Source organism: Streptomyces sp. NPDC005962 (assembly GCF_040629205.1).
In the GTDB taxonomy this organism is placed as follows: Bacteria; Actinomycetota; Actinomycetes; order Streptomycetales; family Streptomycetaceae; genus Streptomyces.
This window is the reverse complement of record NZ_JBEXVE010000013.1, coordinates 86,104-101,595: the sequence shown is the minus strand read 5'-3', so window position 1 is coordinate 101,595 and position 15,492 is coordinate 86,104. Positions and strand designations below refer to the sequence as shown.

Sequence of the window (15,492 nt, the reverse complement as noted above, 5' to 3'; positions counted from 1 at the left end):
CCCACCGCCGTGGAGAGCACCCTTTGGCCGTTCTTTCAACACAACCGTCCCCGGCCCGGGCCATCCCCACATGACCTCGGCATTTCCGGTGGCGGTGATCAAGAACCTAGCAAGCCCCGGGTAACGAGGTCATGTTGGAGGGGAAACTATTGGGCCGTACACCAACTCTTCACTTCATCGCCGACGTTCGGCACCAGCTCTACGCATCCCGGGCGAACAGCTCGTTCAGCTCGCCCTGCGGGATCTGGGCCTCGGCGAACGTCAGCGTCCCCCGCTCCAGCAGCTCCCGGGCGCTGTCCCGTACGAAGCCCAGCGCGGCGCGCGCGATGCTGCCGCCGAGGCTGAGGCGGGCGACACCTGCGGAGCGGAGGGCGTCGGCGGTGAGGCCGGTGGAGCCGAGGCCCATCACCACGTTGAGCGGGCCGTCGACCTCGGCCACCAGGGTGGTGATGCTCGCGAGGTCGTTGACGCCCGGTACGTAGAGGCAGTCCGCGCCCGCCTCCCGGTACCTGTTGGCGCGCCGGATCGCGTCGGCGAGCGGGACCGGTGAGGGCAGCATCAGGCCGTCGGTGCGGGCGGTGAGCACGAAGCCGGTGCCGTCCGCGTCCGCGGCCTCGCGGGCGGCGGCGATGCGGGCGACGGCCAGCTCCTCGTCGTACAGCCGCCCGTCCGCGAAGTCCTCGATGTTGCCGCCCGCGAGGCCCGCGCCGACGGCCAGCCGGACGGTCTCCGCGACCGTCCCGGGCTCCGCCCCGTACCCGTCCTCCAGGTCGCCGTTGACGGGCAGGTCCACGGCCTCGGTGATCTGGCGGACGCGGTCGAACATCGTGGCCCGGGAGACCGCCTTGCCGCCCTCCGGGATGGTGTGGTCGGGCCTGCCCAGCGAGAAGGCGATCCCGGCGCTGGTCGTCGCGAGCGCCTCGAACCCCGCCTCCGCAAGCACGATCGCGCTCCCGGCGTCCCAGGCGTTCGGCATCAGGAAACCGGTGCGGTCGTCGTGGAGACGGCGGAAGGCGGCGGTGTGGCGGGTGGCCATGGGGCAGATCCTCTCCGGCGGAACGGCAAGGCGGCGCGCGCCCGTGTACCGAGGGAACCACACGCCACCGACAACGCGTCGCAGCCATGTGGAGTGGCACTCGGCCCCCGACGAGCCGCCTCAGTCCTCGACCGCCCCCTGCGCGATGATTTCCCCCTGCGCGATGGCCTCCTCCACCTCGCCGGTCCGGGCGGCCTCCTCGGCGGCGAAGCGCTGCGCGTCCAGGCGCTGCGCCACCTCCTCGTCCTCGTTCATCAGCAGGTCCAGGTTGCTGTCGCCGAGTTCCAGGACGCCCATGTCGACGTAGGCGCGCTGCAGGCGTTCGCCCCACAGGCCGATGTCCTTCACGCACGGCACGATGCGGCTGAACAGCAGCTTGCGGAACATGTGCAGATACGGGGAGCGCTCGGCGTACTCCTCGGCGTCGGCCTTCGGGATGCCCAGGTTCTCCAGCACCTCGACGCCGCGCAGCCGGTCGCGCATGAGGTAGCAGCCCTCGATGACGAACTCCTCGCGCTCGCGCAGCTCCGCGTCGGTCAGGTCGCGGTAGTAGTCGCGCAGCGCCATCCGGCCGAAGGCCACGTGGCGGGCCTCGTCCTGCATGACGTAGGCGAGGAGCTGCTTGGGCAGGGGCTTGTCGGTGGTGTCGCGGATGAGGCCGAACGCGGCGAGGGCCAGGCCTTCGATGAGGACCTGCATGCCCAGGTAGGCCATGTCCCAGCGGGAGTCGCGGAGGGTGTCGCCCAGCAGCTCCTGGAGGTTGTCGTTGATCGGGTAGAGCATGCCGACCTTGTCGCGCAGGAAGCGGCCGTACAGCTCGGCGTGGCGGGCCTCGTCCATGGTCTGGGTGGCGGAGTAGAACTTGGCGTCGAGGTCGGGCGCCGATTCGACGATGCGGGCGGCGCACACCATCGCGCCCTGTTCACCGTGGAGGAACTGGCTGAACTGCCAGGAGGCGGCGTGGCGGCGCAGTTCGGCCCGCTCCCGCTCGGACATCCGGTTCCAGTGGGGCGTGCCGTAGAGGGCGAGCGCCTCGTCGGGGGTGCCGAGCGGGTCGTAGGGGTCGACCTCGAGGTCCCAGTCGATGCGCTTCGTCGCGTCCCACTGCTTGTCCTTGCCCTTCTGGTACAGGGCGAGCAGCCGGGCCCGGTGGTCGTCGTATTCCCAGTTGAACCGGGCGGCACCGGCGGCGGGCACCTGCCACATCGGGTCGCCGGGGTCCATGGCGTAGAGCTCCTGCGTCGACACGGCGTCTCCTTCGCCTCGCTGCGCTCCACCACATCCGCGGGGGAATCCGCTGGGGATTGACGGGCTTGCTGACACAGAGTCTCATAAGGGGTGTCCCGGCCGCGACCACTCCCGCGAGGTGTCTGACGACGATGACGATCCCGACCGAATCAGCCGCGCCCCGGGACGCGCTGGGGCTCCTCAAGGACCGGGAACGGGTGGCGGAACGGCTGCTGCGGGCCTCCGCCCGGCACTCGTTCGACCCCGACACCGAGCTGGACTGGGACGCGCCGCACGAGCCGGACAAGTGGTTCTGGCCGCCGGAGCTGGTCTCCCTCTACGGCACCCCGATGTGGCGGCGGATGTCCGAGGAACAGCGGATGCTGCTGTCGCGCCACGAGGCCGCGGCACTGGCCTCGCTCGGCATCTGGTTCGAGATCATCCTGATCCAGCTGCTCACCCGGCACATCTACGACAAGCCCGCGACCAGCGCCCATGTCCGCTACGCGCTCACCGAGATCGCCGACGAGTGCCGCCACTCCCAGATGTTCGCGCGGCTGATCGCCAAGGGCGGCACCCCCGCGTACCCGGTCTCCCGGCTCCACCAGAACGCGGGCCGGTTCTTCAAGACGTTCTCCACCACGCCCGGTTCGTTCACCGCCACCCTGCTCGGCGAGGAGGTGCTGGACTGGATGCAGCGGCTGACGTTCCCCGACGAGCGCGTCCAGCCGCTGGTGCGCGGCGTGACCCGCATCCATGTGGTGGAGGAGGCCCGCCATGTGCGGTACGCGCGGGAGGAGCTGCGCCGCCAGATGGTGCGGGCGTCGCGCTGGGAGAAGGAGCTGACCCGCGTCGGGTCGGGCGAGTTCGCCCGGCTGTTCTCGCTCGCCTTCGTGAACCCGCGGGTGTACACGGACGTCGGGCTGGACCGGCGGGCGGCCGTCGCCCAGGTGCGGGCGAGCGGCCACCGCCGCGAGGTGATGCGCGGCGGCGCCCGGCGGCTGACCGAATTCCTCGACGACGTCGGGGTGCTGCGCGGCGCGGGGCGTCGGCTGTGGCAGAGCAGCGGCCTGCTGTAGCGGGCGTGCGCCGGGGCGCCCTCGTCAACGGGGCGCCCCTCGCCACCTGCCCGGGGGCGGTTACGCTGCCAGGCATGACGACGAGCAGTGGCACCGCCCCGGCGGACGCGGACCGGGCGACCGCCGCGCCCCCGGCCACCGTGCGCCGCGGGGCGTACCGCAGGCTCAGCGTCGAGGCGCGGCGCGCCGAACTGATCACCGCCGCGCTCGGCCTGTTCGCCCACCACGTGCCCGAGGACGTGTCGCTGGACGACGTCGCCTCGGCCGCGGGCGCCTCCCGCCCGCTCGTCTACCGCTACTTCCCCGGCGGCAAGCAGCAGTTGTACGAGGCCGCGCTGCGCAGCGCGGCCGATGAGCTGGAGGGGTGCTTCGAGGAGCCGCGCACCGGCCCGCTCAGCAGCCGCCTGGGCAACGTGCTGGACCGCTATCTCACCTTCGTGGACGAGCACGACGCGGGGTTCAGCGCGCTGCTGCACGGCGGCAGCGTGGCCGAGACCTCGCGGACGAGCGCCATCGTGGACGAGGTACGGCGGGCCGCGGCCGAGCAGATCCTGCGGCATGTGGCGGCCGACGCGGCGGCGGACGGGCCCGCCGAGGAGCCCGGTGCCCGGCTGCGGATGATGGTGCGCACCTGGATCACGGCGGTCGAGGCGGCCTCGCTGATCTGGCTGGACGAGAACAAGCAGCCCTCGGCCGGGGAGCTGCGGGACTGGCTGGTGGACCACTTCGTGGCGCTGCTGACCGCCACCGCGGCGACCGACCCGCAGGCGGCCCGGGTGATGCGGGCCGCGCTCGCCGCGGAGCCCGCGCACGGCCCGGTGGGCGCGCTGGTGCGGCGCGTGGCGCCGGTGTTCGGCGAGGCGCGGCACCTGCTGTGAAGCTGGTGGGGCGGTGAGGAGCGAGGAGACGCCGTTCGTCGGCGGGCCGCTGGACGGCCGGGTGCTGCCGGTGCTGGTCGGCGCCACGGGGCAGCCGCCGAAGACGTACGAGGTCCCGGTCCCGGACGAGGCGGGCGGACCGCCGACCGTGCACGTCTACCGACGCGTCCCGGCGGGCATGTCCCGGCGGCTGGGGCTGATCCGGGGCTGGCGGTACGAGTACGACCCGGAGGGCAGGCCGGGCAGCGGACCGAAGTGGCCGTGGTCCAAACCGGGCTGAGGCGGTCGGGCCGATGCGACCGGGCAGAGGCGTGCACGGCCGGGCCGAGGCGTGCCCCGGACGGCCGTTCCACCAGCCGTGACCAGCCCTCCGGACGAGTGACCGTGTTGGGCCGACTCGCCCATCATTCTCCCGAAAGTACGACTGTCACGCCACGTTCCTGCTGAGGTGGTCGTCGGACCCAGTTCCCGCAGCCGGAGGTGTGAGCCCGTGTCAGGACGGATCGTAGGCTCGGTCTGCGCGGCGGCGATCACCGCGGCCGCCGCGCTCGTCCCGCCCGTCCCGGCGGCCACGGCCGCCCCTGCCCTGCCCTCCGCCCGGCCCGCGGACCGGTCCGTCGCCGGGCTGCTCACCCAGCTCAAGACGCTGTACCGGAAGGCGGAGGAGGCGACCGAGGCGTACAACGCGACCGAGGAGAAGCTGCGCCGCCAGCGGGCGAAGACCCGGGGCCTGACCGACGACCTCGCCCGCAGCCGCACCCACCTGGCCGCCAGCCGGGAGGACGCGGGGCGGCTGGCCCGCCAGCAGTACCAGGGCCACACCCCGCTCTCCACGTACACCTTCCTGCTGACGCTGCTCACGCCGCACCCGGAGGAGGCCGCCGACCAGGCGCGCGAGCTGGACCGGGCGGCGGTCCGGGAGGCCGCCGTCGTGGAGCGGCTGATCAAGGGCGAGCGGCACGCCGACGCCCTCGCCACCCGGGCCCGGACCGCCCTGGACAAGCAGCTGTCGCTGAGCGCGAAGAAGAAGAAACAGCGCGACAAGGTCAAGAAGCGGCTCACGAACATCGAGAAGATGCTCGCCTCGCTGACCGCCCGCCAGATCACCCAGGTGGCGGAGAAGGAGCGCGAGGAGACCAACAAGGCGCAGCGCAAACTGGTCGCCTCCGGGGCGCTCGGCGGCTCCACCCACCGGACCCAGGGCGTCGCCCCGCCACCCGCCCCGGGCCCCGCGGATACGGGTGCGGACGCGGGTACGGACACGGGCACGAGCAACAGCGGCAGCCAGAACACCGGCGACGCCCAGGGCGCGGGCGACGGCCAGGACACCGGACCGGTCCCGAACAGCCCGGCCGGGGGCGCGGGCGGGGGCGCGGGCAGCGGTACGACCACCCCCGGCACGGTGCCGAAGACCCCCGGGCGCCTCCCGATGGCCTCGGCTTCGGCCGGGCAGCGGGCGCTGCGGTGGGCGCTCAACCAGATCGGCAAACCGTATGTGTGGGGCGCCGAGGGGCCGAACGCCTTCGACTGCTCGGGGCTGACCTCCCAGGCGTGGGCACACGCCGGACGCGTCATTCCGCGCACCAGCCAGGAACAGTGGCGCCGACTGCCGAGAATCTCGCTCAGCCAGCTGCGCCCCGGTGACCTGGTGATCTACAACAAGGGCGCGAGCCATGTGGCGATCTACGCGGGAGGCGGCCAGGTGGTACAGGCCCCCCGCCCCGGCACCACGGTGCGGCTCTCCGCGCTCGCGTCCAACCCGGTGCAGGGCGTGGTCCGTCCAGGCGCTGGCCGGCGCTAGGGCCGCCGGTCGGGCACGAGGGCAGGCGGGGTCAGTCGCCGGTTCGGGGTCTCCAAGTACTCGGCGGGACGGTAGGCGCGCTCCTGCGCTCGGTCGGGGAAGCGGGCGCAGGGACTGGTACCAAGGCTGACGACCTCGTGGGAATCCGACTCCCAGTGGATCGACAGCCGGTAGCCGTCTTTGTCGGCGACCACGCCGAAGTTCTGCTTGTTGATGGATTCGCCCCAGTCGACTTCCCAGCCAGTCGCCGTGAGGTGGTGCTTCAGCCGGTCGAAGGCGGCCCGCACCCCGGAGCCGTCTTTCCTGACGACGGTCCAGGTGTGATCGACGTTGTAGACACCGTCGAGAGGCTTGTCCTCCATCGCTTCCAGGCCGTCGGGGTAACACTCGCCCGTCGAAGCGGAGTTGCTGGAATGGTGTTCGGCGGGGTCCCTTGGCCCGGACCTCGGCGTGAGCACGGGCCCGAGGTCCAGTACGCGGTAGGCGTCCTGGTTGTGGGCCGCCATGCGCCGCAGCATTTCCGGCGGCGGCACTTTGTCGTACCACTCCGGCAAGCCGTACATCAGGAACCAGGCGCCGCCGAACAGCATCAGCACGGGTGTGAGCACAAGTACGGTGATCCAGCGCCCTCTGCGGCTGGGCGCCGAGGCGGGCTCGGGTGCGGTCATGAACATCACCGTAGGCAGCCCCGCGGCGGCACGTATCCGTACGGATACTCACCTCGGCCCCCGCATCCCCGCGTACTCTCACGGGCATGGGGCTGGACATCACGGTGCTGGTCGCCGACTGGTCATGGCTGGGCGAGGCGCCGCCCGGGGAGAGGCTGTCGCGGTTGCGGGGTGCCTGGTACGCGGACGAGACCGGGCTGTGGGATCACGACGCGCCGGTGGTCGAAGGCGACTGGAAGTGGCCGCGGGGGCCCAACGGCGCCTTCTTCGCCGTCTACGAGTTCTGGCGCACCTGTGGTTCGTTCAAGGCGCACTTCTGGGCCGGGGAGCGGTGGGAGTCCGTACGCGACCATGCCGACCCGCCGGTGCGGGCCGGGTTGGACGCCTTGCTGCTCGGGCTGGTCTGGGGAGGGCTGGACGGTGAGGCGGTCCACGTGGATCGGGGCTTCTTCTGCGATGACCCCGCCGTCACCTACGGCGTGCTGCTCGCGAGGTCGCCGGACAGCGTGCGGGAACTGGCCGCGGTGTGGGAGGACGTACGGCCCCGGCTCGACGGGTTGCGTGGGGCGTTCGACGAGCATGCCGCCGCGCCCGGGCGCTGGGTCGGCGACTTCGACGAGTTCACCGGCCTGCTGGACGACTGGGGCCGCGTCCTTTCCGAGGCCGCCCGGCGGGGCTGGGGGCTCGTGGGGCTGAGCGAGTAGGGGGCGACCGGCCGCCTCGGGCGTGAGGTCAGGGGCCTTCGGGGAGGGAGGCCAGGTAGGACGCTGCCTTCTCCGGCTCGTAGAAGAAGTGCTCGAAGTCGGACGGGTCGTTGAAGCCGTTGGCGACGCGGTCGGCCACCGGGGGCAGGTCGCCCGCCGCGCCGAGCAGGTGCACGATGTGCTCCGGGGGCGGGGCGAGCATCGCGTTGGTCCACTTGGTGACGTGCCGGGCGGTCGCCCAGTAGCGGTCGAAGGTCTCCCGCATCCAGGCGGCGTCGAACGGCCGGTCGCCGTGGGCGACGATGCTGTCCAGGTAGGAGGCGGCGCACTTGGCGGCCGAGTTGGAGCCCTGGCCGGTGATCGGGTCGTTGGTGACCACGACGTCGGCCACGCCGAGCACCAGGCCGCCGCCGGGGAGTTCGCCGATCGGGTTGCGTACGGTCGGGGCGTAGCGTCCGGCGAGCGTGCCGCCCGCGTCCGTCAGCTCGACCTTGGTGGCCCGCGCGTACTCCCAGGGGGTGAACCGCTCCATCAGCTCCAGCGTGGCGGCCAGGTGCTCGGACGGGTCGGTGACGCCCTGGAAGACATCGGCCGGACCGCCCGGGACGCCCTCCCAGAAGAGGATGTCGGCGCTCCCGCTGGTGGTGAGGGTCGGCATCACGAACAGCTCGCCGACGCCGGGGACCAGATTGCAGCGCGCCGCGCTGTAGTCCGGGTGCTCGGGGCGCGGGCCGAGTCCGTGCACATAGGAGACGGCCAGCGCGCGCTGCGGGGTGTCGTACGGGGAGCGGGCGGCGTCGCGGCCGAAGAGCGAGACCAGTTCGCCCTTGCCCGCGGCCACCAGCACCAGATCGTGGCTCTGGGTGAAGAAGTCCAGGTCGGAGACGGACGCGCCATGGATGACCAGCTGGCCGCCGCGCTGTTCGAACAGCTCCGTCCAGCCCGCCATCTTGATGCGCTGGTCGACGGACTGGGCGTAGCCGTCGAGCCGCCCGACCCAGTCGACGGCGCGGGTGTGCGGACCCTCGGGGGTCGGCGGTCCGGCGATGGACACGCCGAGGCCCTCCATGCGCGGCGCCCGCTCCTCCCAGAAGTTGAGCTTCAGGTCGCGCTCGTGCTGGAGCGCGGTGTGGAACATGCACTGCGTGGACATGACCCGCCCGGAGCGGATCTCGTCAGCCGTGCGGTTGGCCACCAGGGTGACCTCGTAGCCCTCGGCCTGGAGGCCGAGGGCGAGTTGGAGGCCGGACTGTCCGGCTCCGACGATGAGTATCTTCCGCATGACCGTGACTCTCTCTCAGGCTCGGGACAGGAAGAGGAACGGGGCATTCCAATCCCCGAGAGGAGCTGAGGTTAGTTCACCCGGGTGATACGTCAACGGCGTGGCCCACCAGGGCGAGCAGCGCGTCCACCACCGTCACCCGCTGCCGCGCGTCCATGGTCACCACCGGCACCCCGGGCGATACGGAGAGTGCGTCCCGGACGTCGTCGGGGCCGTAGCGCGGGGTCCCCTCGAAGTGGTTGACCGCCACCACGTACGGCAGGCCCAGACTCTCGAAGTAGTCCAGCGCCGGGAAGCTCTCCTCCAGCCGCCGGGTGTCGGCCATCACGACCGCCCCGATCGCCCCGCGCATCAGGTCGTCCCACATGAACCAGAACCGCTGCTGACCCGGGGTGCCGAAGAGATAGAGCACCAGATCGGATTCGAGCGTGATCCGCCCGAAGTCCATCGCGACGGTCGTGGTCAGCTTCTCGGGCGTCGCGCCGAGGTCGTCCACATCCTCGCTGGCCCGCGTCATCAGGGCCTCGGTCTGCAGCGGAGTGATCTCCGAGACCGAGCCCACGAACGTCGTCTTCCCGACGCCGAAACCCCCCGCTATCACTATCTTGGTGGCGATCGGCGCCCGTGAGCGGTCCGTCTGCCAGCTCTGAAGCCGTTCTTCGGCGCCGGGTATACCGGCCCCGGGTATCTCCGACACATGCGGCGGCGTCACCGTCATCGTCTCAGAGTCTGTGAAGTCCAACGAGCACCCTTTCGAGCAACGCGCGATCCGGCTGGCCGGGACCCCGCCCGGTGCCGTACACACGGATCTTTCCCTGATCTGCGAGGTCGCTGAGCAGGACCCGCACCACGCCCAGCGGAATCTTGAGCATCGCGGAGACCTCCGCGACCGAACGCATCCTGCGGCACAGGTCGATGATGGCCCGTATCTCCGGCAGCATCCGCGCCCCCGGACCGCCGCCCGGCGCCGGGGCCGGGGGCCCGTCCACCGGCCCGTCGGCGGGCTCCAGCGACGCCACGAACGTCTCCACCAGTAACACATGCCCCGTGCGGGTGCGGCCTCCGGTGAGCGAGTACGGACGCACCCGGGCCGGTCTGCGAGCGGCCCGGCCGGACCCTGCCGTCACTGCGCCGACTCCAGCGACCTCCGTAGTTCGGACCGCAGCTCGGGGGTGAGCACATGACCGGCCCGGCCCACGAACAGCGCCATGTGGTACGCGACGACGGACATGTCGCAGTCCGGAGTGGCGTGCACTCCCAGCAGCGAACCGTCGCTGATCGCCATGACGAAGAGACTGCCCTCGTCCATCGCCACCACCGTCTGCTTGACGCCCCCGCCGTCCATCAGCTTCGCCGCGCCGAGCGTCAGGCTGCCCAGCCCCGAGACGATCGTCGCGAGGTCGGCCGTGGAACCCTTCGGGCCGTCCTGGACCGTCGGGCCCGCGGGAGCGGCGACATGCCGCGCGTCGGAGGACAGCAGCATCAGCCCGTCGGACGAGACGACGGCCACCGAGCGGACCCCCGGCACCTCCTCGACCAGGTTCGACAGCAGCCAATGCAGATTACGGGCCTCCGAACTCAACCCGTAGGTACTACTCGGCGCATTCACCCGCGTGCCTCCTCAACCGTGCCGCCACCGTCCTGCGCCCCCGTTTGCGCCGTGCCCCGTTGCCCGGCCTGCCCTGCCGTGCCGTACTGCTCGGCCGTGCCGTACTGCTCTGCCGTGCCGTACTGCTCTGCCGTATCGCGCTGCTCTGCCGTGCCGCGTGCGGCGATCTCGGCCTCCGCGTCCCGGCGGCCGTCCCGCGCGCCGCGCTGAAACCCGCCCAGCCTAGCCCGCAATTCCTCCGCGTTCACCGACCCGGTGCGCTCCTGCGGGTCGGGGTCGCGGAGGGCCACGCTCTGCGGCGTCCGCTTGGGAAGTCCCTTGCCCGTGCGGGGCAGTTGGCCGGTCGCCTCCGGGGCGCGGGAGTGCTGGTCGGGGCCGATCGCGTACGGGTCGTGAGGCTGCTCCCGCGGCTCCGGCCGCTCGGGTTCGGACGGGCCCCAGGCATCCGCACCGGCGGGCCGTACGGGACGGCTGTCGAACGGCTGCTCGCCGCCCGGCACGGTCAGCTCCATCGTGCGTTCGACGACGGGCCCGACCGGCACGACGGGCTCGGCGGGGTCGGCGGACACCGGCGCCGCCTTCGGGGTGCGCTTCGGCAGGACCGGCAGCTCCTCCCCCGGGCCGGGCGCCGGATGCCCGCGCGGCGGCGTCGGCTCCATGGGGTACGGGTCCTCGTCCCCGATGCCCGCCCAGGCCTCGCCACGGGCCGCCCACGACACCGTCTCGGGGCCCGCGTCCGCCTCGGGGGTGGGCTCCGTGACGTCCGTACCGTCCGCGCCGTCGTCCGCGTCGCCGAAGTCCGCCGCGGCGGCCACCGGACGGCGCTGGCCCGGCACCACGCCCGGAACGTCCGCACTGTCCGCACTTTCCGCCTCTGTGGCACCGGCACCGGCCGCGGCAGCCGGACGGCCGTGGACCGGGAGGGCGTTGCCGTTGGCCTCGGCTGCGGCGCCCGGGAAGGCGGGCAGGCCGGTGCCGCCGGGCGCGCCGCTCGCGGCGACCGGCGGGGCGGGCGGGAGTCCGGCGCCGGGCGGGCCCGCCGGAAGGATCTTGACGGGCAGGACGACCACGGCGGCCACCCCGCCCGGCTGCTGCTCGCGCAGCGACACCCGTACGCCGTGCCGTGCGGCGAGCCGGGTCACCACGTACAGGCCGAGTCCCAGCGGGTCGTCCGGCTGCGGGCCCTGGCAGTACTCGGGGACCGGGTCGGCGAGCCGTTCGTTCAGCTCCGCGAGGCGCTCGGGCGTCATGCCGATGCCCTCGTCCTGGACGGAGAGCATGACCTCGCCGCTCTCCAGCAGCCAGCCGGACAGCTGCACCGCGGCGTCCGGCGGCGAGAACGCCGTGGCGTTCTCCAGCAGTTCGGCGATCAGATGGCTGACGCTGTCCGCGGCGAACCCGGCCACCTGGGCGTGCGGCGGCAGCGACTGGATGTGCACCCGGTCGTACCGCTCGACCTCGCTGATCGAGGCGCGCAGCACGTCGAGCAGCGGCACCGGGCCGGGGTGGCCGGCCTGGTGCTCGGAGCCCGCGACGATCAGCAGGTTCTCGCCGTAGCGGCGCATGCCGGTCGCGAGGTGGTCGAGCTGGAAGAGCGTTTCGAGCCGGTCGGGGTCCTGCTCCTGCTCCTCCATGGACTCGATGATCGCCAGTTGGCGCTCGATCAGCCCGAGGCTGCGCAGCGCCAGGTTGACGAAGCTGCTGTGGACCCGGGCGCGCAGCCCCTCCAGCCGGGTGGCGACCGCGTCCCGTTCGGCGCGCAGCTCGGCCGTCTCGTCGGACAGCCGCCGCTGCTCGTCGGCCAGCCGGGTGCGGTCGCCGTCGAGCCGGGTCAGACGCTCGTACTGGCGCAGGGCGGCCTGGTGGAGTTCGTTGACGGCCCGTACGGCGTCGGCGAACTCGTCGTCGCGGCCCTTGAAGGCGATCGGCTCCTCGGCGGCCGGATCGGCGGCGACCCGGCGGGCGCCGAGCCGCAGCGCGGCCAGCGGGCGGGTCATCGAGCGGGCGCTGTGGACGCTGGTGCCGAGGGCGAGCAGCAGACAGGCACCGGCCAGCGCGATGCTCACCTCGATGGCGGTGACGTCGTCGTCGCGCAGCTGCCCGAGCCGGGTGATCTCGGCGGAGGCGAGCGCGGACTCGGCCCCGCGCATCCGGTCGATGCGGGCGGTCAGGGCCGCTGCGAGGCGGGTCTTGTCGACGAACAGGTCCTGGCCGGAGAGCTGGGGCTGATCGGTGAGCCGGTCGAGGTAGCGCTCGGCGGTGGTGACCTCGGTGCCGTTGACGGTGCGGTCGTAGGCGTCGCGCGCGGAGGCCGGGGCGAGCTGCCGGAAGTCGGCGAGCGCGGACTGCTCGCGCACCTCGGTGCGCTGGGCGGCCACGGTCAGCCGGGACCGGCCGTCGCGGTCGGCGAGCGCCGCGAGCAGCAGCCCGCGGGTGGCGGACGCCTCCTCCACGGCGCGGCCGAGCGGGGCGAGCGCGGGGGCGGGGCCGGTGTCGGCGTCCGCCGGGAGCTTGCGGGCGAGGGTGTCGGCGACCCGGTTCAGCGCCTGGACGGCCTCGGTGTACGCGTCGAAGACGTCGAGCGAGGAGCCCTTGCCGGTCAGGGCCCGCTGACGGATCTCGGGGAGGGTGTCCAGCAGCGTGGCGAGGGCGCCCGGAACCTGTCCACGCACCTCCTGGACCTGCCGGTCGACGCGGGCGCGCTGGTTCTCGGAGACGCCGCCGCCGGCGGCGGTGGTGCGGCCCGCGGCGACGAACGCGGTCATGGCGTCGCGTTCGTCGGCGAGGGAGTGCGCGAGGGCCACCGTGCCGCGGTTGGTCTCGGCGAGGTCGACCAGCTGCTGGGCCTCGGTGGCGTCGTCGAGGGCGCCGAGGACGGCGGGGGCACCGGCGGCGAGGACGGCGACGGAGACGAGGGCGACGGAGGCGGTCAGCCGGTTGCGGACGCGCGCGGGGCGCCCCCGCGGCGGCTGTGCCGGTGCCGGTGCTGGTTCCTGTGCCGGTTCCGGGGCTTCCGGCGTGGACCCCGCCTCCGGAAGGGGCCCGGCCGCCCCCTGCTCGTGCTGATCGCGGGGCTCACCGAGGTGCTTGCGCTTGGTGCCCCGAAGCCGCTTCTTCCGCACCGGTGCTCACCATCTTTTCTCGCCCGACCGCTGTGGTTCCAGACCGCTGTGGTTCCAGAGGTGACGACGGATCAACCCTTGTGTTTCCCCACCCCCGGCAGGGACTCCGACCCTTCCAGGGACGGCTCCGGAGCGGGTACGCATCACCTACCCGGCCCACCCGAACGAGTGAACCGCATTGCGTAGTTGAGCACCAACTTTCGTCACGGACCATACCCGGCGGCCGATTTTCCCGGGCTGGAAAACGCTTGCCCGTCCTGGCAGGATGCCCATCCCCCTGCCCACCTCCCCGGCCCCGTCCCCGGCCACCTTCCGGCCACGCCCCGGCCACGTGCCCGGAACGGGAGCGACCGCTTGCCGTCCGGCAGACTGATGGCATGCGCATCGAACTCGCGACCGCCCCCGGCGACCCGCGGCGCCCCAACGAGGACTACGCGTCCGTAGCCCTGCCCGCGTCCGGACACGGCGGCGCGCTCGTGGTGCTGGACGGGGTGACCCCGCCGCCCGACGGCGACTCCGGATGCGCCCACGGCGTGCCCTGGTACACCGCCCGGCTCGGCGGCGCGCTGCTCGAACTGACCGGTTCGCGGCGGGACACGACGCTCGCCGACTGCCTCGCGTATGCGATCACTCGCACCGCCGAGGCACATAGTTCAACTTGTGACCTTTCTCACCCCCTCACCCCCCAGGCGACCGTGGTCGTGGCGCGCTGGGACGCGGACCGGGTCGAGTACCTGGTGCTCTCCGACTCCGTCCTGCTCATCGAGCGGACCGGGGGCGCGGTGACGGCCGTGCTCGACGACCGCATCGACCGGCTGCGCGCCGAGGGCCGCCGGGTCGCCCCGCTGCGCAACACCGAGGGCGGCTTCTTCACCGCCGCGGCCGACCCCACGGTCGCCGCCAAGGCGGTCACCGGCAGCCTGCCGCGCCCGGAGGTACGGACGCTGGCCGCCCTCACCGACGGGGCGTCGCGCTGGGTCGAGGTGTTCCACGAGGGCGACTGGACCGCCTGCCTCGGACTGCTGCGCAAGGAGGGGCCGCAGGCGCTGATCGACCGGGTACGAGCGGCGGAGCACGCCGACCCGGAGCGGACGGCCTTCCCCCGCGGCAAGACCCACGACGACGCGGCAGCGATCCTCGCCGAGCCGTAACGAACCACCCTCCCACGACAGCCCCGCCCCACCGAGCCGTGGCACCCCGCCCTCGCGGGTCGGGCCCCGACGGCCCACGGACGGCCGTACGCGCGGCGGCGGGCCTGAGCGGGGCCGGTCGGGGTTGCCCGCCCTCGTCCGGCGGGCCGTCAGTGGGGGTTGGGCGGCGGTGGCTTCAGGGGGCGGGTACCGCAGTCGCCACACCCGCGTCGCCGGATCGGCGTGGCTCGCCGATCCTGACGTACATGAGCGCCCTACTGGTCCCGCTCCGCGCGGGCCGCCTGTCCGGGCTCGTCGGCTTCCTGCGTGCTGTTCAACCGGTGCAGCAGCCGCGCGAGTTCGTCGACCTCGCTGCGCTCCCAGGCGGCGAGCCGACGGGCGTACCGCGCGCGCCGGGCGCCCCGGACCCGCCGGAAGCGGGCCCGGCCCTCGTCCGTCAGCTGCACCAGGAAGGCCCGGCCGTCCGCCGGGTCGGGCGCCCGGGCCACCAGGCCGAGCCCCTCCAGCGCACGCAGCTGACGGCTCATCGTCGCCTTGCCCACACCGATGTACGCCGCGAGGTCCGTCGCACGCTGCTCCCCCGCGTCCTCCAGGATCATCAGCAGCCCGTACGCGGCGGATTCCAGGTCGGGGTGGACCTCGCGGGCCAATTCGCCCGAGGAGGCGCGGGCCCGGCGGAGGAAGACCGCCAATTCGCGCTCCAGCGCCAGGAACGCATGGTCCACACCAATACCGCCCACGGTGCCGCCCGCACCCTCCTCGGGGGGCGTTGCCCCGTTGTTGTGCACGTCAGAGCCCTCTCCGGGTTTTCACATCGTGAAACTTTCTTGCACGCGCGGCTGTTACCGCAGCTCCCTCAGTATTTCGCAGGATTAGACCAACGGCAGCCCACTCCGGCCCTTCCCCCTTCCCATCTACGCCCGTAGCGTCGTTCC

15 protein-coding genes are annotated in these 15,492 nt (G+C 72.8%); 6 read left to right on the top strand and 9 right to left on the bottom strand.

The features are described 5' to 3' along the window. Nucleotides 1-199: 199 nt before the first annotated feature. The gene (locus ABZ370_RS22750; RefSeq protein WP_358623814.1) at nucleotides 200-1,036 is read right to left on the bottom strand and encodes an isocitrate lyase/phosphoenolpyruvate mutase family protein; all 837 of its coding nucleotides are present in this window, start codon (nucleotides 1,034-1,036) and stop codon (nucleotides 200-202) included. Between the two features lie 120 nt (nucleotides 1,037-1,156). Continuing rightward, nucleotides 1,157-2,284, bottom strand: a complete 1,128-nt coding sequence (locus ABZ370_RS22745; RefSeq protein ID WP_358623812.1) for a ferritin-like domain-containing protein — start codon at nucleotides 2,282-2,284, stop codon at nucleotides 1,157-1,159. A gap of 131 nt (nucleotides 2,285-2,415) precedes the next feature. On the opposite strand from ABZ370_RS22745, the gene ABZ370_RS22740 reads away from it, so the two are divergent. The 4 genes from ABZ370_RS22740 to ABZ370_RS22725 all read left to right on the top strand — a co-directional run bounded on the left by ABZ370_RS22740 (nucleotide 2,416) and on the right by ABZ370_RS22725 (nucleotide 6,021). After that, nucleotides 2,416-3,342, top strand: coding sequence for a diiron oxygenase (locus tag ABZ370_RS22740; protein ID WP_358623809.1), 927 nt, complete (start codon nucleotides 2,416-2,418; stop codon nucleotides 3,340-3,342). Between the two features lie 74 nt (nucleotides 3,343-3,416). Next, the gene (locus ABZ370_RS22735; protein ID WP_358623807.1) at nucleotides 3,417-4,220 is read left to right on the top strand and encodes a TetR/AcrR family transcriptional regulator; all 804 of its coding nucleotides are present in this window, start codon (nucleotides 3,417-3,419) and stop codon (nucleotides 4,218-4,220) included. A gap of 13 nt (nucleotides 4,221-4,233) precedes the next feature. Beyond that, on the top strand, nucleotides 4,234-4,500 hold the full coding sequence (locus ABZ370_RS22730) for a hypothetical protein (RefSeq protein ID WP_358623804.1): 267 nt from the start codon (nucleotides 4,234-4,236) through the stop codon (nucleotides 4,498-4,500). A gap of 210 nt (nucleotides 4,501-4,710) precedes the next feature. Beyond that, nucleotides 4,711-6,021, top strand: a complete 1,311-nt coding sequence (locus ABZ370_RS22725) for a C40 family peptidase (protein ID WP_358623801.1) — start codon at nucleotides 4,711-4,713, stop codon at nucleotides 6,019-6,021. Here the strand turns inward: ABZ370_RS22725 and ABZ370_RS22720 are convergent. Further along, complete coding sequence (locus tag ABZ370_RS22720; protein WP_358623798.1) at nucleotides 6,018-6,689, bottom strand: hypothetical protein; 672 nt, start codon at nucleotides 6,687-6,689, stop codon at nucleotides 6,018-6,020. The genes ABZ370_RS22725 and ABZ370_RS22720 overlap by 4 nt on opposite strands. 86 nt (nucleotides 6,690-6,775) lie before the next feature. Here ABZ370_RS22720 and ABZ370_RS22715 point away from each other — a divergent pair, with 86 nt between their 5' ends. Further along, on the top strand, nucleotides 6,776-7,393 hold the full coding sequence (locus tag ABZ370_RS22715) for a hypothetical protein (RefSeq protein ID WP_358623796.1): 618 nt from the start codon (nucleotides 6,776-6,778) through the stop codon (nucleotides 7,391-7,393). Between the two features lie 28 nt (nucleotides 7,394-7,421). On the opposite strand, the gene ABZ370_RS22710 is transcribed toward ABZ370_RS22715, so the two are convergent. From ABZ370_RS22710 to ABZ370_RS22690, 5 genes are all read right to left on the bottom strand, one after another. Continuing rightward, entirely contained in the window at nucleotides 7,422-8,675 is a 1,254-nt protein-coding gene (locus tag ABZ370_RS22710) for a styrene monooxygenase/indole monooxygenase family protein (RefSeq protein WP_358623793.1), read from the bottom strand. A gap of 76 nt (nucleotides 8,676-8,751) precedes the next feature. Further along, complete coding sequence (locus ABZ370_RS22705; protein ID WP_358623790.1) at nucleotides 8,752-9,393, bottom strand: ATP/GTP-binding protein; 642 nt, start codon at nucleotides 9,391-9,393, stop codon at nucleotides 8,752-8,754. Nucleotides 9,394-9,397: 4 nt separating this feature from the next. Then, complete coding sequence (locus ABZ370_RS22700) at nucleotides 9,398-9,802, bottom strand: DUF742 domain-containing protein (protein WP_358623787.1); 405 nt, start codon at nucleotides 9,800-9,802, stop codon at nucleotides 9,398-9,400. Next, nucleotides 9,799-10,284: a roadblock/LC7 domain-containing protein gene (locus tag ABZ370_RS22695; RefSeq protein WP_358623784.1), complete on the bottom strand. Its 486-nt coding sequence runs from the start codon at nucleotides 10,282-10,284 to the stop codon at nucleotides 9,799-9,801. Before ABZ370_RS22695 ends, ABZ370_RS22700 begins: the two co-directional genes overlap by 4 nt. Further along, nucleotides 10,281-13,406 (bottom strand): nitrate- and nitrite sensing domain-containing protein, encoded by a 3,126-nt coding sequence (locus ABZ370_RS22690; protein ID WP_358623782.1) that lies wholly within the window; start codon nucleotides 13,404-13,406, stop codon nucleotides 10,281-10,283. Before ABZ370_RS22690 ends, ABZ370_RS22695 begins: the two co-directional genes overlap by 4 nt. Before the next feature lie 377 nt (nucleotides 13,407-13,783). Between ABZ370_RS22690 and ABZ370_RS22685 the strand changes: the two genes are divergently transcribed. Further along, entirely contained in the window at nucleotides 13,784-14,557 is a 774-nt protein-coding gene (locus tag ABZ370_RS22685; protein WP_358623779.1) for a protein phosphatase 2C domain-containing protein, read from the top strand. 254 nt (nucleotides 14,558-14,811) lie between these two features. Here ABZ370_RS22685 and ABZ370_RS22680 read toward each other — a convergent pair whose 3' ends face one another. Then, a complete protein-coding gene (locus ABZ370_RS22680) occupies nucleotides 14,812-15,297 on the bottom strand; it encodes a MarR family transcriptional regulator (protein WP_358624110.1) in 486 nt (161 codons plus the stop codon). Between the last annotated feature and the right edge of the window lie 195 nt (nucleotides 15,298-15,492).

Coding starts and splice junctions, on each gene's coding strand:
- ABZ370_RS22750 (WP_358623814.1), bottom strand. CDS start 1,036: ATGGCCACCCGCCACACCGCCGCCTTCCGCCGTCTCCACGACGACCGC.
- ABZ370_RS22740 (WP_358623809.1), top strand. CDS start 2,416: ATGACGATCCCGACCGAATCAGCCGCGCCCCGGGACGCGCTGGGGCTC.
- ABZ370_RS22735 (WP_358623807.1), top strand. CDS start 3,417: ATGACGACGAGCAGTGGCACCGCCCCGGCGGACGCGGACCGGGCGACC.
- ABZ370_RS22720 (WP_358623798.1), bottom strand. CDS start 6,689: ATGACCGCACCCGAGCCCGCCTCGGCGCCCAGCCGCAGAGGGCGCTGG.
- ABZ370_RS22715 (WP_358623796.1), top strand. CDS start 6,776: ATGGGGCTGGACATCACGGTGCTGGTCGCCGACTGGTCATGGCTGGGC.
- ABZ370_RS22710 (WP_358623793.1), bottom strand. CDS start 8,675: ATGCGGAAGATACTCATCGTCGGAGCCGGACAGTCCGGCCTCCAACTC.
- ABZ370_RS22705 (WP_358623790.1), bottom strand. CDS start 9,393: ATGACGGTGACGCCGCCGCATGTGTCGGAGATACCCGGGGCCGGTATA.
- ABZ370_RS22685 (WP_358623779.1), top strand. CDS start 13,784: ATGCGCATCGAACTCGCGACCGCCCCCGGCGACCCGCGGCGCCCCAAC.